The sequence below is a fragment of the Sphingobium sp. B11D3D genome (assembly GCF_025961755.1).
In the GTDB taxonomy this organism is placed as follows: Bacteria; Pseudomonadota; Alphaproteobacteria; order Sphingomonadales; family Sphingomonadaceae; genus Sphingobium.
The window spans coordinates 3468883-3491768 of the sequence record NZ_JAOQOG010000001.1 but is presented as its reverse complement, the minus strand read 5'-3'; the positions used below and the strand labels follow the sequence as shown (position 1 = coordinate 3491768).

The 22886-nt window shown below is 63.9% G+C and carries 17 protein-coding genes and 1 riboswitch; of the genes, 12 read left to right on the top strand and 5 right to left on the bottom strand.

Features of this window, described 5'->3' with window-relative positions; all coding sequences use genetic code 11:
- The first annotated feature begins 38 nt into the window (after positions 1-38).
- The 5 genes from M2334_RS16175 to M2334_RS16155 all read left to right on the top strand — a co-directional run bounded on the left by M2334_RS16175 (position 39) and on the right by M2334_RS16155 (position 7922).
- Complete coding sequence (locus tag M2334_RS16175; protein ID WP_264605969.1) at positions 39-2942, top strand: TonB-dependent receptor plug domain-containing protein; 2904 nt, start codon at positions 39-41, stop codon at positions 2940-2942.
- Between the two features lie 80 nt (positions 2943-3022).
- Positions 3023-4495 carry an FAD-dependent oxidoreductase gene (locus M2334_RS16170; protein WP_264605968.1) on the top strand — a complete coding sequence of 491 codons (1473 nt, stop codon included), beginning with the start codon at positions 3023-3025 and terminating at the stop codon, positions 4493-4495.
- A gap of 34 nt (positions 4496-4529) precedes the next feature.
- Positions 4530-5600, top strand: a complete 1071-nt coding sequence (locus M2334_RS16165; protein WP_264605967.1) for a hypothetical protein — start codon at positions 4530-4532, stop codon at positions 5598-5600.
- Between the two features lie 34 nt (positions 5601-5634).
- Complete coding sequence (locus M2334_RS16160; protein ID WP_264605966.1) at positions 5635-6546, top strand: LysR family transcriptional regulator; 912 nt, start codon at positions 5635-5637, stop codon at positions 6544-6546.
- Between the two features lie 56 nt (positions 6547-6602).
- Positions 6603-7922, top strand: a complete 1320-nt coding sequence (locus tag M2334_RS16155) for a hypothetical protein (RefSeq protein ID WP_264605965.1) — start codon at positions 6603-6605, stop codon at positions 7920-7922.
- Positions 7923-7988: 66 nt separating this feature from the next.
- Here the strand turns inward: M2334_RS16155 and M2334_RS16150 are convergent, their stop codons facing one another.
- The 4 genes from M2334_RS16150 to glpD form a co-directional block, all read right to left on the bottom strand.
- A complete protein-coding gene (locus M2334_RS16150; protein ID WP_181560822.1) occupies positions 7989-8777 on the bottom strand; it encodes a DeoR/GlpR family DNA-binding transcription regulator in 789 nt (262 codons plus the stop codon).
- A 131-nt stretch (positions 8778-8908) separates the two neighbouring features.
- Positions 8909-10396: a glycerol kinase GlpK gene (glpK, locus tag M2334_RS16145; protein WP_264605964.1), complete on the bottom strand. Its 1488-nt coding sequence runs from the start codon at positions 10394-10396 to the stop codon at positions 8909-8911.
- A gap of 39 nt (positions 10397-10435) precedes the next feature.
- Entirely contained in the window at positions 10436-11272 is an 837-nt protein-coding gene (locus M2334_RS16140) for an MIP/aquaporin family protein (RefSeq protein WP_264592593.1), read from the bottom strand.
- Positions 11273-11299: 27 nt separating this feature from the next.
- Positions 11300-12817 (bottom strand): glycerol-3-phosphate dehydrogenase, encoded by a 1518-nt coding sequence (gene glpD / locus M2334_RS16135; RefSeq protein WP_264605963.1) that lies wholly within the window; start codon positions 12815-12817, stop codon positions 11300-11302.
- Between the two features lie 293 nt (positions 12818-13110).
- Between glpD and M2334_RS16130 the strand changes: the two genes are divergently transcribed.
- The 7 genes from M2334_RS16130 to M2334_RS16100 all read left to right on the top strand — a co-directional run bounded on the left by M2334_RS16130 (position 13111) and on the right by M2334_RS16100 (position 21049).
- The gene (locus tag M2334_RS16130; protein ID WP_264606103.1) at positions 13111-13311 is read left to right on the top strand and encodes a hypothetical protein; all 201 of its coding nucleotides are present in this window, start codon (positions 13111-13113) and stop codon (positions 13309-13311) included.
- A gap of 20 nt (positions 13312-13331) precedes the next feature.
- Positions 13332-14393: an FAD-dependent monooxygenase gene (locus M2334_RS16125; RefSeq protein WP_264605962.1), complete on the top strand. Its 1062-nt coding sequence runs from the start codon at positions 13332-13334 to the stop codon at positions 14391-14393.
- Between the two features lie 483 nt (positions 14394-14876).
- Positions 14877-14953: riboswitch (cyclic di-GMP riboswitch) on the top strand.
- A 265-nt stretch (positions 14954-15218) separates the two neighbouring features.
- The gene (locus M2334_RS16120) at positions 15219-15746 is read left to right on the top strand and encodes a DUF4402 domain-containing protein (RefSeq protein ID WP_264571451.1); all 528 of its coding nucleotides are present in this window, start codon (positions 15219-15221) and stop codon (positions 15744-15746) included.
- Between the two features lie 19 nt (positions 15747-15765).
- Positions 15766-16338, top strand: a complete 573-nt coding sequence (locus M2334_RS16115) for a hypothetical protein (RefSeq protein ID WP_264605961.1) — start codon at positions 15766-15768, stop codon at positions 16336-16338.
- Entirely contained in the window at positions 16331-17320 is a 990-nt protein-coding gene (locus M2334_RS16110; protein ID WP_264605960.1) for a hypothetical protein, read from the top strand. The genes M2334_RS16115 and M2334_RS16110 overlap by 8 nt, the downstream gene beginning before the upstream one ends.
- A gap of 16 nt (positions 17321-17336) precedes the next feature.
- Entirely contained in the window at positions 17337-19988 is a 2652-nt protein-coding gene (locus M2334_RS16105) for a hypothetical protein (RefSeq protein WP_264605959.1), read from the top strand.
- Between the two features lie 98 nt (positions 19989-20086).
- On the top strand, positions 20087-21049 hold the full coding sequence (locus M2334_RS16100; RefSeq protein WP_264605958.1) for a DUF4402 domain-containing protein: 963 nt from the start codon (positions 20087-20089) through the stop codon (positions 21047-21049).
- Positions 21050-21110: 61 nt separating this feature from the next.
- On the opposite strand, the gene M2334_RS16095 is transcribed toward M2334_RS16100, so the two are convergent.
- Positions 21111-22565 (bottom strand): amidohydrolase family protein, encoded by a 1455-nt coding sequence (locus M2334_RS16095; protein ID WP_264605957.1) that lies wholly within the window; start codon positions 22563-22565, stop codon positions 21111-21113.
- Positions 22566-22886 lie beyond the last annotated feature (321 nt).

Here is a 22886-nt window from a genome sequence, read left to right as displayed (position 1 = left end):
GCGATGCGCAATAAGAGCTTGAGCAGGGAGAGGATCAGATGAAAGCTATCAGCGCAGCCCGTTCGCGGTTCCATTTGGGCGTTTGCATTGCGGCAATGCTGTGCCCCCTCAGCGGCGCCTTGGCGCAGGTGAGCGACGATGCCGCCGAGCCGGCGACGGCCCAGGTTACGAGCGCGCAGCCAGACGGCGCCGGGGCGCCCTCGTCCGGCGCCGGCGCAGCGGCCGACCAGGACATCGTCGTCACCGGCTCACGCATTCAGGCGAGCGGCTTCACGGCGCCGACGCCGACCTCGGTCATCAGCACCGCGCAAATTCAGTCCGTAGCGCCGACGCGGGTCGATGACGCGCTCCGCCTCATCCCGGCCTTTTCGACGACCGGCAACGGCGTTGCGCGGGCCTTGTCATCCGCGACGGTGGTTGCCGATCTGCGCAATATCGGCGCGCAGCGCACGCTGGTGCTGGTCGATGGCCGCCGCCATGTCGCGACCGCGCCGGAGGGCACGGTCGACCTCGGCGTCATCCCGGCCATTCTCATTGAACGCACGGAAGTCGTCACTGGCGGCGCCTCGGCGTCCTGGGGGTCGGACGCCGTGTCTGGCGTGATCAACCTCATTCTCAAGTCCAAACTCCAAGGCGTCGAGGGCACGGTTCAGAGCGGCATTTCGCAATATGGCGATGCCCAGAACGTGCTGGCCGGGCTGGCGGCCGGAACCAGCTTTGGCGGCGGGCGCGGCCATATTCTGATCGGCGGCGAATATTCCAAGAATGAGGGCATCGGCCAGACGCCCTATCGCCCGCGTCCCTGGGTGAGCCGTGGCGTCGCCGGCAACTCGGCTTATGCGCAAAATGGCCTGCCTGCGACCATCTACGCGGACGACGTGCGCCGCACCGACCTGTGGGAAGGTGGCCTGATCACCAGCGGCCCGCTGCGTGGCACGACCTTCCTGCCGGGGCAGCAGACCGGCCAGTTCGGTTATGGCGAAGTCTTCGGTAACCGGATGATCGGCGGCACGAGCAACTATACGGAAATCATCAATCCGGGCGGCAACCTCCAGCAGCCGGTCGAGCGCTATTCGGCGATGGCCCGCGTCTCCTATGAGGTGGTCGACAACCTCACTCTGTTCGCGGAAGGCAGCTTCGCGCGGTCGATCACCAATGGCTATTTCGCCGAGCCGCGTCAGCAGGGCTCCGTCACCGGCAACCCCACTTGTTCGGCGACCACCATTCCCGGCGGGCAGACCGGCAATGTGCTGGTGCCGATCACCAACCCCTATCTGAGCGACGACTTCCGCACGCGTGCGCTTGCCGCCGGCGTGACCTGCTTCAACTTCGGTCGCTCTCTGCGCGAGCAGGGCCTGGGCGCCGTGCGTGGACATGTCGGCTCGCCGTCGGTCTATCGCGGCGTCGTCGGCGTGGAAGGCACGCTCGGGGACTGGTCGTTCGATGCTTATTACCAATATGGCCGCAATCACTTCGTCCAGGAGTATGTCGGCCAGATCAACATGATCAATTATCGCAAGGCGATCGACGCCGTGCGCTCCGGCAGCAACATCGTTTGTCGCGTGAATGCCGATGCCAATCCGCTCAATGACGACCCGGCGTGCGCACCGCTCAATCTCTTCGGCTTTGGATCGCCCTCGCAGGAAGCCATTGCCTACATCACCGGCACGTCGCGCTTCGACCTCATCACCAAGCAGCAAGTGGCGGCGTTCAGCGCCAATGGCGCGCTGTTTGAAGGCTGGGCCGGCCCGATCAACGCCGCGTTCGGCGCGGAGTATCGCGAAGAGTCGATCGATGCGACGGTGGACGCCATTTCGCAGGCCGGCCAGTGGCAAAGCGGCGCGCGCCAGCCGATCTCCGGCAGCTATAATGTGAAGGAAGTGTTCGGCGAACTGGCGATCCCGCTATTGAAGGATCTGCCGTTCATTCGCTCGTTCGATCTCAACCTCGCCGCGCGCTACACGGACTACAGCACATCGGGCGGCGTCACGACCTGGAAGGTCGGCGGCACGTGGGAATTGTCGAGCGAACTGCGGCTTCGCGCCACGCGGTCCCGCGACATCCGGGCCGGCAATTTTGCCGAGCTGTTCGCGCCGACGACGGTGGCGCGCCAGAACATTCGCGATCCGCGCCGGTCGACCAATTACACTGTCGAGGTCGCATCTCTGGGCAACCCCAATCTCGATCCTGAAAAGGCCGATACGCTCACGGCGGGCATCGTCTATCAGCCCCGCTGGCTGGACGGCCTGCGTCTCTCGGTCGATTATTACGATATCGACATCAAGGGCGTGATCGGGACGATCTCGGCGAACGAGGTGCTTGAGCGCTGCTATGTTGACGGCATTTCCGACTTCTGCGGTCTCGTCACGACCGCTGGCGGTGCCCCGGCCGGCGACATCACCGGTGTGACGGTCCGCTTCGAGAATCTGGATCGCCTGAAGACCAAGGGTGTCGACTTCGAAGCCGCCTATCGCTCCTCGCTGGAGAACATCTTCGGTCAGGGCGCCGGCTCGCTCTCCATCCGCCTGCTGGGGACATATCTGGACACATTGGCCACCACGGCCGTGTCCACCGCCAGCACGGAAGAACGGGCGGGCGAATATGTGACGCCGCACTGGCGCGTGTCCGGCCTCGTTACGCATGAACTGGGCCGCCTGACGAGCACGCTGGACCTGCGCTGGCTGCAGGGCGGCAAGATCGACAATGATTTCGTTGTCGGGACTGGCACGCTGAACAGCATCAACTTCAACGATACGAAGAACACCTTCTACACCAACGCGACGTTCACGGTCGATGTCTCGCGGGATGCCGATCGGAGCCGGGAGATGTTCATTCGCCTGAACAACATCTTCAATGTCGCACCGCCCTTCCCGGATCAGGCATCGCCCTTGTTCGATCAGGTCGGCCGCGCATTCCGCGTCGGTCTGCGGTTCAAGATGTAAGGGCGCCCGCGCTTCACCAACACTCATGGGATGGCGCCCGCAGCGCCATCCCTCCCCAGAAAGGATATGGTTCGCCGATTATGGACAGACCTAAAGTTCAGGAAGTTCGCCAGTCGGAGGATCGTTTTCTGGCCTCTGACGTGTTCGAGACGGGTGGTCGGGTGCTGCCGCGGGCCAATGGCACGGGGACCTGGGTCGAGCCTGCGCGCGAGATTCCGGTGTATCACAGCTGCGACGTGCTGGTGGTCGGCGGCGGGCCTTCGGGCACGGCGGCGGCCTGGGCGGCGGCGCAGGCCGGGGCCGATGTGGTGCTGATGGAGCGCTATAATCATCTGGGCGGCCTTTCCACCGGCGGCCTCGTCATCTGGATCGACCGGATGACCGATTGGACCGGCCGCCAGGTCATCCAGGGCTTTGCCAATGATGTGCTCGGGCGCCTGCCCGCCGCGGGTCTTGCCGGGCCGCCGCGCGCCGACTGGGGCTCGCGCGATCCCAAGAAGGCCAGCTACTGGGGCCAGCGCACTGCGGCCTTCCACGGCACGGTCTGCTGGTCGCCCACGCTCGATCCCGAGCGGTTGAAGCTGATCAGCCAGGAGATGCTGCTGGCAGCCGGCGTGCGGCTGGTGTTCCACAGCTGGGCGGCGGTGCCTATGGTCGCGGATGGCAAGGTCGAGGGCGTGGTGTTCGAATCCAAGGCCGGGCGTCAGGCGCTGCGTGCCAAGGTGGTGGTCGATACCACCGGCGATGGCGACATCTTCGCGCGCGCCGGGGCCGAGTTCGAGACCGATATCGAGGAAGGCGACGTCCATCACAGCGCCAACACCGGCTTCATGCTAGGCGGTGTGGACATGGACCGCTGGCTGGCGTTCCGGGCCAATGAGCCCGAGCAATATGCCGAATTCGCCAAGCTCGGCCGTGAGCGCCTCGGCTTCTTCCAGCCGCCTTATGTCTCCTGGCGCAATGACATCGCGCTGTTCCTCGGCCCGCGCCAATCCGGCCTGTCGGCGCTGGATGTGGATGACCAGACCGAGCTGGAGATCCGCTCGCACCGCTTCATGCAGACGCATTGCGAGTTCTTCCTCGAACATGCGCCAGGGTTCGAGCAATGCTATATGCTGCAGAGCGGCTCACAGCTTGGCGTGCGGCACACACGGCGTCTGGCTGGCATGGGCAAGATCCTGCGCAGCCAGTGGGCCGATGGCATTGCGCTCCCGGACGAGGTTGGCGTCAGCCCTTCGGTCAGCCTCAAATATCCGGTGATCTCGGTGCCCTATGGCGCGCTGGTGCCGCGCAAGCTCGACGGCTTGCTGGCAGGCGGCAAGCACATCAGCTGCGATGCCAACTCGCATGGCTTCATGCGCGAGATCCCGCAATGCTGGCTGACCGGCCAGGCCGCCGGCGCCGCTGCGGCGCTCAGCGTGAACGCCGGCGTCCAGCCGCGGGCGCTCGATGTGGCCAGCCTGCAGGCAGAGTTGCGCAGGCAGGGCGTGTTCCTGCATGACCAGCCCGGTGAGATGAGCCAGACAGCGCAGGCAGCCAGCCGGCAGGCCTGAGGCGCCCATAGAGACGATGGAGAGGATCAGAGAGATGCGCAGCGGTAACAGGACGAAGCGAATATATGCCGGGTTGCTGGCCGGTCTCCTGATCTCTCCGATCCTCGCCGGCGCCTCTCCCGCGACGGCTCAGGCGCCGACATCGCGCTCGACCGAGAGTGTCAAGGTCTCGGCCGTGGTGGCGGAGCGCATCGGCTCAGGCCCCATTATCTATCCGGACATGCCGGGGCTGGAAGGCGATCTAGGCAACAATATCAACGGCCCGTCGGTGATCCGGGTGCCGAGCTGGATCAAGAATCCGCTCGGCAAATATTATATGTATTTCGGCCATCACCGCGGCGGCTATATCCGCCTGGCTTATGCCGATCGGCCCGAAGGCCCCTGGACCGTCTATAAAGATGGCACATTGCGGCTGGAGCAGACCTCGGCGCTGCACCACATCTCGTCTCCCGACGCCGTCGTGGATGAAGAGAATAAGCGGATCGTGCTCTATTATCATGGCGCGACCGAAATGCCCGGCGGCGACTATGGCGGCCGGCCTTATGCCCAGCGCAGCTTCGTTGCGACCTCGCCAGATGGTCTGAGCTTTACCGCAGCGTCCGGCGCGTTCGGGGCGCCCTATATTCGCGTGTTCAGCTACAAGGGCAGCAGCTACGGCCTGGGCATGGCCGACAAGGCGAGCGCCTATCCGGTCTGGCTGCGCAGTGGCCAGTTCTTCCGGTCCGCATCGCTCCTGCCGCCGTTCGAAGCCGGCCCGCGCATTCTCGATGAGATGCGTCATGCCGGCGTGACCCGCATCGGCGATACGCTGCATGTCTTCTACACCAATGTAGGAGATTCGCCCGAGCGCATCCTCCATGCCAGCGTCGATCTGCGGCCGGATTGGTCGGAGTGGACGGCTTCGACGCCGACGGAAGTGATGCGCCCGGAAAAGGCCTATGAAGGCGCCAATCTGCCTTTGGTTTCCTCGCGCGGGGGCATGGCGACGGGCGCGGAGCATGCCTTGCGCGATCCCGGCGTTCTCAACGACGATGGCCGCATCTATCTCTATTATGCCGTCTCCGGCGAGAAGGGGATTGCGGTGGCGCGAGTGACTTTCAAATGATGACGCGCGGGCGGCCATTCGTGAGCGCGCCCTGATGGATACGCTGCTCAACATGCGCGCCTTTCTGGCCGTGGTTGAATGCGGCAGCCTCGCTGCTGCCGCGCGCAAGCTCAATATCGCTCCGTCGGTCATGTCCAAGCGGATCGGGAGGCTGGAGGATGAACTGGGCGCGATGCTGTTCGTCAGGACGCCGCGCAAGGCCGAGCTGACGGCCTTTGGCGAACGACAATTGCCGCGCGTCCGCGCGCTGGTGCGCCAGACCGACGACGTCGTCGCCGGCGCGCGCCGATCCCGCCAGGCGCTGGACGGGCACCTGCGGATCAAATGCCCGACCACGGTGGCCAGCAGCTATTTCGGCCGCTTCTTCGCGGATTTCGTGCAGAGCCATGTCGGCGTCAGCATCGACCTCATGCTGGTCGATCGGTCCGTGAACCCCATCGAGGAAGGCTTCGATCTGGCGATCGGCGCCATGGCCGCTTCTTATGCCGGGGTGATGGATGTGCCTTTGTGCGAGCATCCGATGGTGATCTGCGCCGCGCCGTCCTATCTGGCCCGGCGGGGGCACCCCAAGCATCCGCGCGAGTTGGTGGAGCATGATTGCCTCAACTCGCAGTCGATTGGGGGAACCTGGGTTTTCGAAAGCGAGTCAGGCGATCTGGCGGTCGATGTCAGTTCGCGCTTTGCGGTCAACACCGCCATCGTCCTGCGCGATGCCGCTTTGAGGGGCGCGGGGATCGTCATGCTGAGCGAGTTCGTCTCGCGCGAGGCCGTGCGCGCTGGCCGGCTGGTGCAACTGCTGCCGGACTTTCCAGTCAAATCTCTCTGGCTCAAAGCCCTGGTTCCCAATGTCAAAATGAGCCTGCCGCTGGTGCAGGCGCTGATCGAAGATCTCCTCGCCTTCACCCAGCCCGTGGCGCCCTGGGACCGGGCGGACCCGGCCAACTGAACCAGCGCCTGCGGGCGACCCATAGAAGGAACACATCGATGCAGAGCAGGCGTGATATGCTTCAGGCTTCTGTCGGGCTGGCGGGCGTCGCCGTCTGGGCTGGCGGAGCGCCGGCCTCGGCTGCATCCGCTCCGGCACCCGCCGGCGCGGCGCCTTTTGTGTCTCCGCTGCAAAAGCAGCTGCGTGAAGACATGGAAACCTACGCATCGTTCGGGAGCAAGGTCTCGGGCTCTGCGGGCGATCTTGCCACTGCGGCGTGGATCGGCAAGCGCCTCGCGACGGCCGGCTTCAAGGTCGATGAGGTCAAGTTCCCCATTCCCACATTCGAGCCGGCGGTGACGGAGTTGCGCGCCGGGGACAAGCGGGTCGCGGTGGCCGCGCAGCCGGTCGTCGTCCCCACGCCGGCGAAGGGCATTACCGCACCGGCCGTTCTGGTCCGCGATGCGTTCGAGGCGCAGGGCGTCGCCGGGAAGATCGCCATCGTCGTCCTGCCTTATGGTCGCCACGCGGCGATTTTCTCGGGCGAGGTCAAGCCGATGCTGGATCGGGTCATCCCCAATAAGCCGGCCGCGATCGTCATCGTGACGACCGGGCCGACCGGCAGCATCGTGGCGCTCAACACCCGGCTGAAGCCCATCGCCGACGTGCCCATCGCGCTGATGGCGCCGCGCGACCTGCCGATCATCGCCGAGGCCGTTGCCGCGCGCCGACCCCTGACCCTCATTCTCACCGGGAAAAGCGCGACCGGCCACAGCAGCAATATCATCGCCCGACGCGAGGCAGGCCCCAAGTGGCTGGCTTTCTCCACGCCCCGCTCGGGCTGGGGCGTCAGCGTCGGCGAGCGGGCGCCCGGTACTGCCGTCTTTCTGGAGCTGTGTCGCTGGGCCGCGATCCGCTATCCCGACCATTCGCTCTTCGCCATCAACGCCGGTGGGCATGAGCTCGATTTCGCCGGCACGCATTACTCCCTCTCCGAGGGGCCGCCGGCCGCCCAGACACAAATCTGGACCCATCTGGGCGCCGGGCTCGCCACCCGCGATGCCTATGAGGTGCTGAGCCGCAATCACCAGCTTCTCTCCTGCGCCGATCCGCAGCGCGTCCTGATGACGTCGCCGGGCTTGATGGCAGAGACCACTGAGGCGTTTCGCGGGCTTGCGGGTTATGAGCGCCCCATCGAAGTCGTCGGTGGCGCGGGCGAACTGTCCTCCATCATCGACCGGGGCTATGTGAACGCCTTCGCCGGCCTGGGCATCCATCGGTGGTGCCATGTCGAGGACGATACGATCGACAAGGTGGATGCCGCGCTGCTCGAACCGGTTGTGGAAGCTCATCGCGCCGTGGTCGAAGCGGCCGTCGCGCGGGCAGTGAGGGGTTAGGCGCCATCTTGAGCCCCTCTTCGGAAGAGGAGGGGAGCCAACCCCACGAACCTCCTGCGCTGCGCCTTATTCCGTCGTGGCGCTTTCGGGCATTGCGTTGACGACCTCGACATTATGCTCGGCGCAGACTGCGGCGAGTTCCGGGCTGTCGAGATAGTCGGTCACGAGAATATCGACGGCGCTGATGTGGCCGATGCGGACCGGGGCGCTGCGGGTAAGCTTGCTGCTGTCCGCGACGAGAATCACGGAGCGCGAATTTTCGACAATGGCGTGTGAGACCTGCACCTCGTTCAGGTCGAAATCCAGCAACGAGCCATCCTCATCGATGGCGGACGCGCCGATGACCGCGAAATCGACCTTGAAGTTCCGGATGAAATCGACCGCGGTGGGGCCGACCGCGGCCCGATCGGCATGACGCACCCGCCCGCCGACGACGATCAGGTCGATTGCGCTATTGCGGCAAAGGATATCGACCACGTTCAGATTGTTGGTGAGGACCATCAGATTGCTGCGACCGGCCAGCGCCCGCGCGACTTCCTCGGTCGTGGTGCCGATATTGATGAACAGGGAGGCGCCATCGGGAATGCGGGCCGCAGCCTCCTTGCCGATTGCCTTTTTCTCGGCCACGGACAGGCGGCGGCGGGCCTCATATTCCAGATTCTCGACGCCTGAGCCGAGAATGGCGCCGCCATGGACCCGCGACAGATAACCGCGCTCGCACAGATCGTTGAGATCCTTGCGAATAGTCTGGGGCGTCACATTCATGCGGCCTACGAGATCCTCCACCGTCACCTTGCCGTTGCGGCGCGCCAGATCCAGGATCTGGCGGTGGCGGGTGTTGGATGCGCTCGTCATGCCGGCGTTCTGACGCTTCGATCCTTGAGTTGCAAGCGTCCTTATAGCCCGGCGCGCGGCATCATCGGGCGGGCCGTAATGACTGCGCGGCCGGCCCTGCATGCGGTGGAACAGCGATGCGAAAGCGCAACTCAGGAAATGGCCCGTTCGACCGCCTTGCGCCAGCCCTCCACGGCGGCCGATCGGGTCGTTTCCGGCATCTTCGGCTCGAAGCGCCGTTCGCGGGTCCAGATCCGGTCGAGGTCATCCAGACCGCTCCAGACGCCGGTCGCCAGCCCGGCCATGAACGCCGCGCCCAGTGCCGTCGTCTCGACAATGGCGGGCCGCTCGACCGGCGCGACCAGCACGTCGGAGAGGAACTGGCAGAGCCAGTCATTGACGGCCATGCCGCCATCGACCCGCAAGGCGGTTTCGCCTTCGCCGACATCGGCCTTCATGGCGTCGATCAGGTCCATGGTCTGATAGGCGACGGATTCCAGCGCGGCGCGGGCCAGGTGTGCGTCCGTCGCATCCAGCGTAAGACCGCAGATCAGCCCCCGCGCGTGCGGATCCCAATATGGCGCGCCCAGGCCGACAAAGGCAGGCACCATATAGACGCCGTGACTGTCCGGCACGCGGGTGGCCATGCCGTCCGTTTCCGAGGCATGGGTGATGATCTTGAGCCCGTCGCGCAGCCATTTGACCGCCGCGCCGGCGACGAAGATCGAGCCCTCCAGCGCATAGGTCGTCGTTCCGGCCAAGCGATAGGCCGGGGTGGTGAGCATGCGCGTTTTCGAGAGCACGGGCTCCGTGCCGATGTTCATGAGCGCGAAGCAGCCTGTGCCATAGGTTGATTTCGCCATGCCAGTGCGGAAGCAGCCCTGACCGAAGAGCGCGGACTGCTGATCGCCGATCATCCCCGCGACCGGGATGGCCTTGCCGAGAATCTCGGCATCGCACTGGCCGAAGATGCAGCTATTGTCCCGCACCTCCGGCAGCATCGCGGCGGGCACGCGGAAGAGGCTGAGCAATTCCTCGTCCCAGGCCTGGTCCATGATGTTGAACAGCAGGGTGCGGCCTGCATTGGTGGGGTCGGTTGCATGGACTGCGCCGCCCGTCAGCCGCCAGAGCAGGAAGCTGTCGATCGTGCCGAAGGCCAACTCGCCGCGCTCGGCGGCAGCGCGGGCGCCCGCGACATTGTCCAATATCCACGCGGCCTTGGTCGCCGAGAAATAGGGGTCGATCAGCAGCCCGGTCTTGGCGGTGACCATTTCTTCGGCGCCGCTGTCCTTCAGCCGGGCGCATTCATCGGCGGTCCGCCGGTCCTGCCAGACGATCGCGTTGTGAATGGGCTTGCCGGTCGCCCGATCCCACACCACGACGGTCTCCCGCTGGTTGGTGATGCCGATCGCGGCGACATCCGCGACATCGACGTCGGCCTTGGCCACCACATCCCGCATCATGGCGACGGTGTCGGTCCAGATGTCCTCGGGATCATGCTCTACCCAGCCGAGATTGGGATAATGCTGCTTGAATTCGCGCTGCGTCGTGGCGACCGGATTGGCGGCGGCATCGAACAGGATGCACCGCGTCGAGGTCGTGCCCTGGTCGATCGCGAGAATATAGGGTGGCTGGGCCATGATTGCTCTCCTGTGGTCGCCGGCTGCGCGGCGCGATTGTCAGTTGGCCGCGTCAGCCTCGGCGGGGATCGTCTCCTGCACGGCGCGCTTGTGGCGTGCGGGCAGGAACGGCCGGATCAGCCAATGATAGACGCTGGCGCCCAGCACGCCGCCGCAGAACGGGCCGGCGATGGGCACCCACCAGTAATTGCCCGGCCCCGGAAAAGCGGATTCGCCCCAGCCCGCCAGATAGCCGAAAATGCGGGGGCCAAGGTCGCGCGCGGGGTTGATCGGCCACCCTTCCAGATATCCCGCGCCGCCGCCGATCATGGCAACCAGCAGGCCGATGATGAGCGCGCTCGAATTGGCCTCGGGCGCCTGCGTGTTATATTCCTCAGTGATCGCGAAGATGCCGAGCAGCAGGAAGCCGGTCAGCACGATCTCGTTGAAGAACGCCCGGATCGGTGTGATGTGCGCGCCCGGCGCGGTGAAGAACACGCCGGCGCCGCCACCGGCCGCCCGCTCCACCCCCTGCGTCGCGTTGAACGCATCGATCACCGGCGAGAACATCATGTAGACCACGGCGGCACCCAGAAACGCGCCGAGGATTTGCGCCAGCCAGAACGGCACGACCTTGCGCCCGGGGAAGCCGCGATAGATCATGAGCGCGAGGGTGACTGCTGGGTTGGCGTGCGTGCCGGAGACCGCGCCCGTCACATAGATGGCGATGGTGACGGCAAGGCCCCAAGTGATGCACACCCCGAAATAGGCTGTGCTGTAAGGGCTTGGATCATAGAGAAAATACATCGCGGCGGCAGAACAGCCGATGGTGATGATGATGAACACTGCAATGCATTCGGAGATCAGCTCTCCAATAAATGCCTTCCCCGGTGACATTGGCCCCTCCACGTTTATCGTTGTCATTTATCCGACGGCGTTGACGTCCAACCTCGCATGATCCGCGAGATAGGCTTCCAGCGCTGCCACCTCTTCCTCGCGCATATGCAGCCCAAGTTTCGATCGACGCCAGACAATATCGTCGACCGAGCGTGCCCACTCATGCGCGAGAAGATAATCCACTTCGGCTTGGGTGAGCCCGGCGCCGAAATGCTGCCCGAGCTCCTCCGCCGTCTTCACGTCCGCGAGCAGCTTGAAGATGCGTGAGCCGTAGCTCTCCGCCAGGCGGCGGATGGTGGTTTCGCCGAGAAAACCAAACTTTTCCCGCAGGTCGGCAATGAGGCCATCCAGCCCTCCCGTACCCAGATCGCCGCCGGGCAGCGGAGCGGCGGCTGTCCAGGCCGGTCGCAGGCTCGGAAGGTGCCGGGCGAGCTTGTCCATCACCTCCTCCGCCAGCGCGCGGTGCGTGGTGATCTTGCCGCCGAAAACGCTCATCACCGGCGCCGCGCCCCCGGCATGATCCAGCGAGAGGACGTAGTCGCGACTGATCTCCGAGGCGTTGGTCGTCGCGTCGTCATAGAGCGGGCGCACGCCAGCGAAACTCCACATCACATCCTGCGGCGTGATCTGCGTGGCGAACCAACGGTTGACGGAGTCGCAGAGATAAGCCGTTTCGGCCGCATCGATCTTCACGACGTCCGGCGCGCCCTGCCACTCCACATCCGTCGTGCCAATCAGCGTGAAGTCGTTTTCATAAGGAATGGCGAAGACGATCCGCTTGTCCGGATTCTGCAGGATATAGGCGTGGTCGCCCTCGTACAGCTTGCGGGTGACGATGTGGCTGCCCTTGATCAGCCGCAATGTGCCCGCGCCCGCAACGCCGGCCCGCTCGGGCAGGAAGTCAGCGGCCCAGGAGCCGGTGGCATTGACGAGCACATGCGCCGTCACGGAGAACGGCGTGCCGTCAGTGCCCTGCAAGGAGACGCGCCAGCCATGCTGATCCCTTTGTGCGGCGAGGCATTTTGTGTGGGTGAGGACCGTCGCGCCATGCTCGGCGGCATCCTGCGCGTTGGCGACGACGAGGCGGCTGTCGTCGCCCCAGCAATCGGCATAGACATAGCCGCGGCCAAATCGAGATTGAATGGCGCTGCCATAGCCATCCCCGGCCAGCCTGATCGCCCGGGAGTGGGGCAGGCTGCTGCGCCCGCCCAGCCGATCATAGAGAAACAGGCCGATGCGCATCATCCACATGGGCCGCATGCCGCGATCTTGGGGCAATACGAACTCGAGCGGGCGGATGAGGTGCGGCGCCGCACGCATCAGCCGTTCCCGCTCCGCCAAGGCCTTGGCGACCAGCCGGAACTCATATTGCTCGAGATAGCGCAGCCCGCCATGAATGAGCTTGGTGCTGGCCGAGGAGGTGTGCGCGGCGAGATCGTCCTGCTCGACGAGCATGACACGCGCGCCACGACCCGCCGCATCGCGCGCAATCGCAGCGCCGTTTATGCCTCCCCCAACGACCAGAACATCATACTCGATAGCCATGAAGCGACTTTCGCAGCGCCTGACAACGAAAGTCAATTACTTTCGTATCTTTCGTATTTTGAAATGGGTAGATGGTCGGCCCCCGGCGCCAGCGAATTTCGCTCGCAAGACTATATTGGCGAGCGAGTTTCCCGTTAGCTTGGCCGGGCGACGGGGTCGGCGCGAGATACGGGACCTATCAGCGCACCGGAAAAGCGAAATTTCAAACGAACCCGTCGGATGTACCCGCGCGGCGTCGGCAGGCTATCAATATCGCTGGACCGCAGCACGCCATGGTGGCTATCGGCTGGGCGATGAGTGTCATCGCAACCATCATGAATTCGGCCACCGGCCAACCCGTTCAGAAAATGACCTTCGGTCGCATGCCCAAGCCCTGGGCCAGCTTCAATCTGGAGAGCGGCGAGCTGGTGACGATCGATCGCGTGCAGGTCGGCAAACCGGCGCCCGGCAAGTTCGTCGCCTCCGTCGAGGTCTGGGTGACGCCGAAAAGCTGATGTCGTCGGGCCCGGAGCGGATGAGCGACATTCTGATCGTCGGCGGCTCGCTCGCTGGCCTCATGACCGGCCTCGCACTGTCGCGGCATGGCTTCTCGATCACGCTGCTCGAGCGCTCGACCGATACGGACCGGACCGGGGCAGCGCTGCAGGTCGGCTATGGCTTGCTCGAGCAGTTGACCGGGCGCCCTCATGCCGCCGGCGCGCTCGCCACGGGCGTCCAGGCATGGCAATCGGTCTATCGCGGTCTGCGCGCAGCGGCGGGCGAGGCCGGCATTGTCATCCTGCAGAACGCCCGTGTGGAAGCGACGGGAGAGGCGGAGGATCGGGCCTGGGCAAGGACCGCCGATGGTCGGCGGTTCGATGGCAAGGTGCTGGTCGGTGCGGATGGCTATCAGAGCGTTGTGCGGCGGCAGATCAGTCCGGAGCGCCCCGATGCGGTCTTCGCGGAGTATCTGGCCTGGGTCGGCTTTGCCGAAGAGTCGGCGCTGTCTGTCCGCTATCCGCCCAATCTGGAGTTTCTCGAATCCGGGCCCTATGTGCTTCTCGGCTTTCCGCTGACAGCCGCCGATGGCAGTCCGGAGCGCGGCCGCCGCCGGGTCGGCTGGGGCTGGTACGACGCCGGACATAACGCAATCCTCCGCAGCACAGGGGCGGTCGAGGGCGCGCTGGTGCGGCATTCGCTGCGCCCGAGCGACATGCCGGATGCGCTGTTCGACGAGCTGGCCGCACTGGCGCCCCGGCACTGGCCATCGCCCTGGCGCGACGCGATCCTGGAATGTATCGCCCGCAAAGCGGTGCTCGGCACACCGGTCGTGGAATATTGTCCGGACCGACTCGTCGCCGGCCGCACGTGTCTGGTTGGCGACGCTGCCCATGTCTGCACACCGATGACGGGCAATGGCTTCGCAACCGCCGCGCAAGATGCTCTCACCCTCGCGCGCTGCCTCGACCCGGCGGCCTTGCGGACCGACCCGAATGCCGCGCTCATGCGATATGAAGTGTCCCGGCTACCCGAGGTGCGTAGACTGGCGCGGTCTGGCCAGCAGATCAGCCAGAATTTCGTGCGCTCTGCCGGTTGAGGCGGTTGCTCTCCGGCATTGCGCCGACATCCTGAGGCCGCACCCCACCCCGCAAACGCTCAAACGAGGACCGACGCTTGGCCGCGTCGCGCGCTCCACGCCCTGACAAGCGAAGCGGGGGGAGAGGAGCCCAAGCGGCGTTTTTCGCGAGACGGGCCTTGGCATTTAGCCCGGATGTGTAATTCGTCGGGATCATAGCGACGGCAACGAAATACATCCTCATGGAATTCGGTTTGGCGCGAGCTAACCGCATCGTCGGTTCGCTTCAGTCCGCGAAGTTCTTGGCGTGTTGCTTAGGCTCCGATGATCCAAACCTCGCGTTTATTTCATTGAAAACAAACGCGCTCCTAATCGTGCTACTCGATCTGCGGTTCAACATGGGAGTAGTCGCACAATTCTCCATCTGGTCGTTCACCACATAGGCGTTGACTGTGTAGCGTATAATAGTTAAATCAAAATTTACCTAATAGCGCCCGAGATTCTCGGTCGAAACGGCAAACCATCGGCGACGATGGGACGCAAAGCCTCCGGTCCCTCACAGGGATAGCGGGGTTACCGAAACGGAGAACTATTGTGGACCTGTCGTCTTCGCGCCTTCCAGATCCTTTCCGCCCTCATCGGGCAACGGCCCGTCTTTGGCGACGGTCAGCAAGCACCCTTACCGATCATCACGTGATCCAGTTGCTTGCGACTGGCTCGCCAGATGCACCCGCTTGTAATCCCAAGACCCGCGAAACGCTGCCGCCCGAGGGCCTCCAAGGCGGGTGGGGTCTGATATTTTCCGATTAAATTCATGTGCATATCAAGAAAGAGAAAGACATCGTCATGTTCGTGAACTTGAAGTCTATCGCGACAATTGCGCTTCTGGGCTCCATCCCGGCGGCAAGCTACGCTCAGTCCTCAGCATCTGTGTCGACCACGGGTACAGCCCGGATCGTTCAGCCGATCTCGATCGCAAAAACCAGCGACCTTGCGTTCGGCACGATCGTGAAACCCTCGGTAGCAGGGACCAACACGGTCACTGTCGATGCCTCGACGGGCAATCGCAGCCTGTCTGGTTCCGGCGACGCCGTTGCCGCTGGTGGCACGACGTCGCGCGCAGCCTACACGGTCTCGGGTGAAGGGGGGCAGACTTTCTCGATCTCGGTGCCCGCCAGCTTCTCCATGACCGGTACGCCCGGCGGCACGATCACCGTCACGCTGACGCCGAGTGCCGCAACGGGCACATTGTCCAGCTCCATCGGCACAGCTGGCACCGCGACCTTCGGCGTCGGCGGTAGCTTCTCCCTGCCCAATACGCAGGCCTCTGGCAATTACTCGGGCAGCTTCACGGCGACCGTCGCCTACAACTGACCTGTGGCAGGAGCGTCTCGTGACGGTCTCATCATCCATCCGGATGGGAGTGCGCCTGTTGCGGGCGACCGCTCCTGCGCTGGGAGCGCTGTGCCTTTGCGCGGCGCTTGCAGCCTCACAGGCGAACGCGGCGGAAGCGACTGCGAAAGGCCAGGTTTCGATCGTGGAGCCAGCTTCGATCACGCAATCGGCGAAGGACATTGTTCTGCAGCCGGTGCTGGTTCTTCAGTCGAGCCTCCGGGTCATGATCTTATCGCCAGGGCCGCAGTCAAACGAGAGCGACCAAAACACCGGGCTTTCGATGGCCGCTCCTATTCAAATCGCCGGGGGCAGCAACCAGACGTTTTCGCTCCTGGTCTCAAAAGCATTCGTCCAGCCAGGCGCAGGGGGTTCGCTTAGTGTACCGATGGCGACGCTGAGCGATGATAATTTCCCGTCCTTTGAAGCCGGCCCCTCGGGGTTCGAGGATGTCCTCATGGGCCGGCTGAGCGGCGATGGCCTTCTGTCTGTTCCTCCATTTCTTTTGAAAGCGCTGCGCGACAGCTACGGGCCCGACGGCGGGCCTTTGCTGGTCCTGGCGCAATATGAATGAGCGAGAGACGCCGGTGATGACTCTGCCAGGCGTCGTGAAGCGTCTCACGCGATCTGCGAACCAACGCAAGAGCATCGCTATCGCTATTGCGTTGGTCGCTGGCGCCTTCCCATCCGCTTTTTGCACTTCCTCTTCTGCCCAGCCTGCGACGACAGAGCAGGCCGGCGGGAGCGCCAGCCTCAACATCAATCCGAAGCGGATCACCTTTGATCGGCTGGGGCGGACGGCGAGCATATTCCTCTTCAACCAAGGGACTGCCGCCGGGGTATATGACATCAGCTTTGTCGACCGAGTCATGTTGCCCACCGGCCAGATCCGCCCGACGGATGAAGCAGACGGCGCGCCGGAGGTGAAAGACCTCAGTGCCAAGCTTCAATCCGCGCGTTCCATGATGCTGGTGACGCCCAGGCGCGTGCTGCTCAAGCCGGGGACGGGGCAGACAATCCGTCTTCGTGCAGGTGGCACCGGCGACTGGCCCGCCGGCGAATATCGCACGCATCTGACGGTGACGGCGGTGCCGCCACCTGACACGGGCCTAACCGCCGATCAGGCTGCAAATGCGGAACCGGGCGCTGTTTCGTTCCGCATCGCATCTGTTCTGGGCATTTCCATCCCTGTGATCGTGCGCATCGGCACGCCACAGGTTGAGGCCGCGATCGAAAACACACGGTTTACGATGGAGAGTCCTGGTCCGGGGTCTGAGCTGAACAGCCCTACGCCGGTCGTCACTTTTGATCTTGTGAGGCGTGGGCCGAACTCCCTTTTCGGCGATATCGAAATCCGGAAGGCGAAGGCGCGCCGTGAGGACGAGCCGTTGGGTGTCGTGCGCGGGATCGGTGTCTATCCTGAGATAGAGCGGCGACAGGTAAAGATCGCTCTGCGCTCTCGTCCGCAGCGAGGCGAGCAAATCAGCGTCGTGTTCACCGACCAAGACACAGCTCCGGGGAAGATACTTGCGCAGAGCCAGATCTCCTTGCCGTAGCCTGTGGATTGGACTGATGCTCATGATCGCCACTGCTCAGCCTACTCCTCTTTGGGCGGACAGCGGCGAACTGGCCGCTGACGATACTCAACTTTTGCTGCTTGAGGTTGTCCTTGACCGGGCACCTTTATCGGATGCGCTTCCCGCACTTCAGGTGGGCGACGATATCGTTCTCATCCCCGTCGGCGCGCTCACGCGCCTTCTCGATCTGGATGTTCAGGTTTCACCAGCAGATGGTAGATTGACGGGGCAGGTGGGCCAGGCTCGCCAGTCCATCTTCCTTGACATTGCATTGGGTGAGGCGCGGGCGGGCACTGCGCGCATCATTCTTAAGCCGGGTGACGCGCTGGAAGACAGCGGAGACATCTACCTGACCGTTTCCCTGATGGAACGGCTGCTCCCGGTGCGAATGACATTGGATGTGTCGGAATTGACGCTCAATCTGGAGGCCCGAGAGAAGCTGCCCGTTCAGATGCGGGCTGAGCGGATGGCGCAGGGAAATAACATCGCACGTTCTGGCGCTGTCCTGGAGCCGGTTCTTTCGGTGGCGGCGCCAGCTGGCATGCTGTCTTTTCCCGCCTTCGATGTAACCACGGATTTGGGTTCCGATACGCGGGGGCAACCCTTTCAAAGGCGGTTCGACGTGCGGGCTTCGGCCGCATTCTTGAACGCTGGGTTTCAAGGTTATCTCGCGTCGGACGATCGTGGGAAGCCAGCTCTGGCGCGGTTGCTTCTTGAGCGGCGTGAGCCGAAGGGCGGCTTGCTAGGTCCCCTGCAGGCGACCAGTGCTTCCTTGGGCGACACATTCCTGCCGGCCCTCGCACTGGGGCCCAGAAGTGTTGCCGCGCGCGGCTTTGCGTTTTCAACCCGGCCTTTGGAGCAGGCGAGCATCTTCGAGCACGTCGATATTCGCGGCGAACTCCCGCGTGGCCATGACGTTCAGATCTATGTGAACGATATTCTGAGCGGTGCGCAGTCGACGGCGGTCGAAGGACGCTACGAATTTGACGATGTCCCGCTGGTTCGTGGCCTCAATGTCATCCGGATTGTGGATTATGGCCCCAATGGCAGCCGCACTGAGACCACACGGGTCATTTCCGTCGGCAGCGGACAGGCCGCTCCCGGAGAAATGATCATTGACTTCGGCATTGGCGAGCAGGGCAAGACCCTCGTTGGCTTTGAGGGCACACAAGAGCCATCCGTGGGCGCTGGGCGGCTCGTCGGTACGTTGAATGTGCTGTACGGCTTTTCCGAAAGCTGGACAGGCGCGGTCGGTCTCGCGCGCTATTCGCCCACGCAGGATGCCGCGCGCTTCCTCCTCTCGGCCGGCGTGCGAGGTTCGGTATTCGGCTTGGCTGTTCAGGGCGATGCAGCGCGAGACAGTCTGAGCGGATATGCTGCTGCCGTGGGCATCGCGGGCAAGCCGTTCGGGATCGCATCGACGATACGACGCGCCGAATTCCGAAATGGCTTTGTCGATGACGCCGCCCCCCATGGTGGTGACGGGCGCGCTCTGCGATCTGGAACCGAAGCAACTTTCGACTTTGGCCTGAAGACCGGAAACCGCTCGATCATTCCGGTGGCCTTGCGGATCGGTCAAGACGCCTATGTGGACGGACAGAGCGCCGTCTATGGGACATTGAGCATGTCGCTTCCGATTGCCCGTGCGCTGGTCTCTGCCAGCTGGGATTATAACCGCATGCCCGGGCCAGCGGCTCAGAACCGATTGACCGGAAATGTCTCGGCTTCTTTCAATCCGGGCTATGACTGGCAAGTTCGGGGCGGCTTTGACTATGATGTGCAGCCCTCTCTTCAGGCCCGATCCTTTAACTTGGCTGTCGACCGAAGCGTGGGAGAAGGCTCCTCCCTGCGGCTCGCAGCCGGACAATCATTTGTAACGACCTGGGATACGACGGCGGAAGCGGGATTGAGTGTCCGCTTGCCGATAGCCGATCTTACCTTCAGCGCGGATTATTCCAGACCCCGAGGGGACTGGAGCGTCGGCATCCAGCTAAGCTTCAGTCTGGCACCCAATCCATTGAGCAGGCGCTATGCTGTGCGGCGCTCCGGGGCGGCATCGGGTGGGAATCTGGCGTTCGAAAGTTTCTTCGATTCCGATGGCAACGGTCGACGAGATCCGGGCGAATTGCCTGTATCCGGGCTCAAGCTGAAAGGCGGGACCAGGGAGGAGGTCACCGACGCGAACGGCCGAGCGCTGGTGACTGGCCTGGGATATGGCCCCTCCGCCCGAGTCACGATTGGGTTGGATGATGTGGATTTGCCCTATGTCGCCGTCCCTCCCCAAATTGTGGAATTTGGGCCCGTCCGGGGCAAGGTGGCGGTGCTGGCTTATCCGTTCAAGCCGGTAGGGGAAGCGCTTGTCCACATCGTCTTGCGGCAACCGACTGGCAAGCTCGTGGGCCTGTCGTCCGTGCGCGCTGCGCTTGTGGGTGAGGATGGCACGCGGAAGGAGGCGGTTTCCGAGTTCGACGGCAGCATTTATTTCGAGAGCCTGCCTCCTGGCACCTATGATCTGCAACTCGATCGCGAGCAGGCCGGGCGGCTGGGCATGGCCATGGCCGCGCCGGTCTCCGTCATTATTCCGGAAGCGGGAGGCATGGCGCAGGACGCGAATGCGACCGTCATTTTCGAAGGGACAAGGCATTGAGACATGCGACCGCATCTGGGGCGGCGCGCAGCGCTTGGCCCACCAGGCAGCCGGCGCCGGTGCGGCGGCTGCGCACACTGGCAGCGACTTGTGCGGCAATGCTCTGGGTGGCGCTTCCACAAGGGTCGGCGTTGGCCCAGTCTTTCACAGTCAACACTATCACAACGAACACGCCGAACTTCGGCAATGTGGCGGCGGCGGCGAGCGGCGACACCGACTTCGCCATTACGACGAGCGGCGCGGTCTCCTCGGCGGCGGGCAGCGGGGGAAATATCGCCTCGGGCACCAAGTCGGCCGCCACCGTCACCATCCGGTGCTCGGGCGGCAGCGCGTGCACGAGCGCGACGGCGATCGTCCGCCTCTTTTCGCTGACGACGATCAGTGGCCGGGCTCAGAAAGTGAAGAACTTCACCGTGGCTTCCGGCACTGGAACGGTGGGCGCTGTCACCACGAATCCCGATGGCTCGATCACCTTTCCCCTGACCGGCTTCTCCTCAACGAGCAGCCGCACCTTCCTCGTTGGAATGACCCTGCCGATTCTTGGCGATAACGCCTCTACCAGTACGAGCGCGTCAGCCTCATGGGGCGTGGGCGTCGCGAAATCGCCGACAGTCCCGTCCGCATCTTCGCTTTCCCGAAACGCGATGGCGACAATTCGGAAGTCGCTGACCCTCACCAAGAGCAGCGATCTGGCGTTCGGCGCGATCCGACCGCCTGCGAGCGGTAGCGGCACTGTCTCGATCAGCAACGTGAATGGTGCCCGGTCCATCGGAACGGGAAGCCCCGTCCTGCTTCCCGGCCTCACCAGCGGTCGCGCGCAGTTTTCCATTGGCGGACAGGCAAGCACGGCGATCACGGTCACGATGCCGGGCAGCCTGACAATGAGCGGGAGCGGCGGGGGCACGCTCAGTGTCACACTTTCGCCATCCGCCAGCGGCGCACAGACGCTGAATACATCGGGCTCCCTCACGTTGGGCGTAGGGGGCACTCTCACGGTGCCGAGTAGCACAGCCTCGGGAGATTACGCCGGCAGCTTTGCCGTTACGGTGAGCTATAATTGACGAGCGTCCTGTTGCGCCTCGGAAGCTGCCGCAGGGCTCGCTTGAACCAGCATCGATGTATCTATTCGCAGCAATAGTAGCGCCCTATGGCCGACTTTGCCTGCGCGATGTCTCGCTCAGACGCCGGTGACCGGGCGAAGGCGTCTCGCGCTTCCTCGACGAGCCGCGCTTCTAGTGCGCGCAGATCGATCCCGGTGCATTGCCCTCCCTGAACGACGGGGCGACCGCGGATGAGCAGACATTCGACATGCTCGGCTCTGGCCCGTCCGAGCACAAGGCGAACGGGATCGGGATCAGGCATGACGCAATCGGCGGCCAGAACGTCGAAGCGAAGGATTAAAAGATCCGCATCCTGGCCCGCTGCGACCGCATGGGCGGGCGTCGCAGCAGTGCCGAGGATGGACTGCCTCCCCCAGTCGAAAACGCCTTTCAGGATTTTGCCGGGGTCCCGGCCCATGCCCCACTTCGTCTCGCGAGCGCCCACATGCCATGCCAGCCTCAGCTCCCGTAGCATATCCTCGTCGTCGTCCAGAGCCATGCCATCCAGCCCGAACGCGACACGCACGCCAGCATCGAGCAGACGGCCGATCTGAGGCATGCCCGACCGGAGACGCAGATTGGAGGAAAGGTTGACGCTCACGATGACGCCGCGTTCGGCGAGTAGCGCGATGTCGCGATCATCGAGCCAGATTGCATGTGCGACAGTGAGCTGCTCATTGAGCAGGCCCAGGGTGTCTAGCCAGCTCACGACACCCCCCGGACAATTGGCCCGCGACCAATCCCGTTGAAGCTCGGTTTCCAACATATGGGTGTGCACCCGTCGTCCGTCCGCTGCTGATGCACGCGCGATCGCCTCGAGCGTCTCGGGTTTTGTCCATTGCGGCGCCACCGGATGGTACTGAAGCGTGAAATAGTCGTGCTCGAGTGCCTTGGCTTGCTCGAACCATGAGAAATTCGTGGCACAATCCCGCATTCCATCAGCGGACGCGAGAATTCCCGCGCGCTGTTCTTCAGGATAGAAAGCGGCGAGACGGCCCAGATCGCCGTAGACTTGGGGGTTTCTGTCAAAGAATGGCCAGCCAAACCCGACACGGATTCCCACATCGCGCGCGGCCCGCGACACAGCCTCCGCCTCAGCGAGCAAGGCGCGCCCGTCCTGCGTATTGTGGCAATGGTTGACGGCGGCGACACCGCTCAACGCAATCCTGCCGAGCGCCACGACAGCGTTGAGCCAGGGATCGACCCGTGGGTGGCGGCGCAGGTCGGGCAACCAGCTTTCCAGAGATTGATCGGGCGCGCCAAAGGCGAGGGTCCGAAGGCCTCTGCCATGATCATGCGCGTTGGACAGTGCCGGCATGATCAGGCGCCCGGCCTCCTCCGGACTTAACGACTCCGCGGGCACCGGCTCGACCGTCAAGATCCGTCCGTCGGTGCCCATGCTGATCCGACTTGGTCCGAGCAGCGTGCCTTGCGCATCCACAAGGACGCGTCCCGCCAGCAGTGTCCGCAGTGTCATGACGGGTTTCCCATTCTGCCTGTGCTCACCCAAAACCCAACGGCCTTGATCTGCCATCACTCTAAAGCGCCTGGGCGCTCCAGGCGGTGCAAAAAAGAGATCGCTCGACGCCGCTTGCAACAACGCCGGGCGCTCCTCTTACACATTTAGCAACAGGTCGGTTCGCTTCTTGCAATGGTGCAGCGGGCAAAACTTTGTCTTGATGTGCGTGCGCCGGGGAACGCGGTGCCCAGAAATGCTGGTCAACAGCAGGGAGGTTACACGCGAGGACATCTGGACGGTGCGTGGCGCAAGAGAGGTTACTCGCAAGTATCGAGAAAA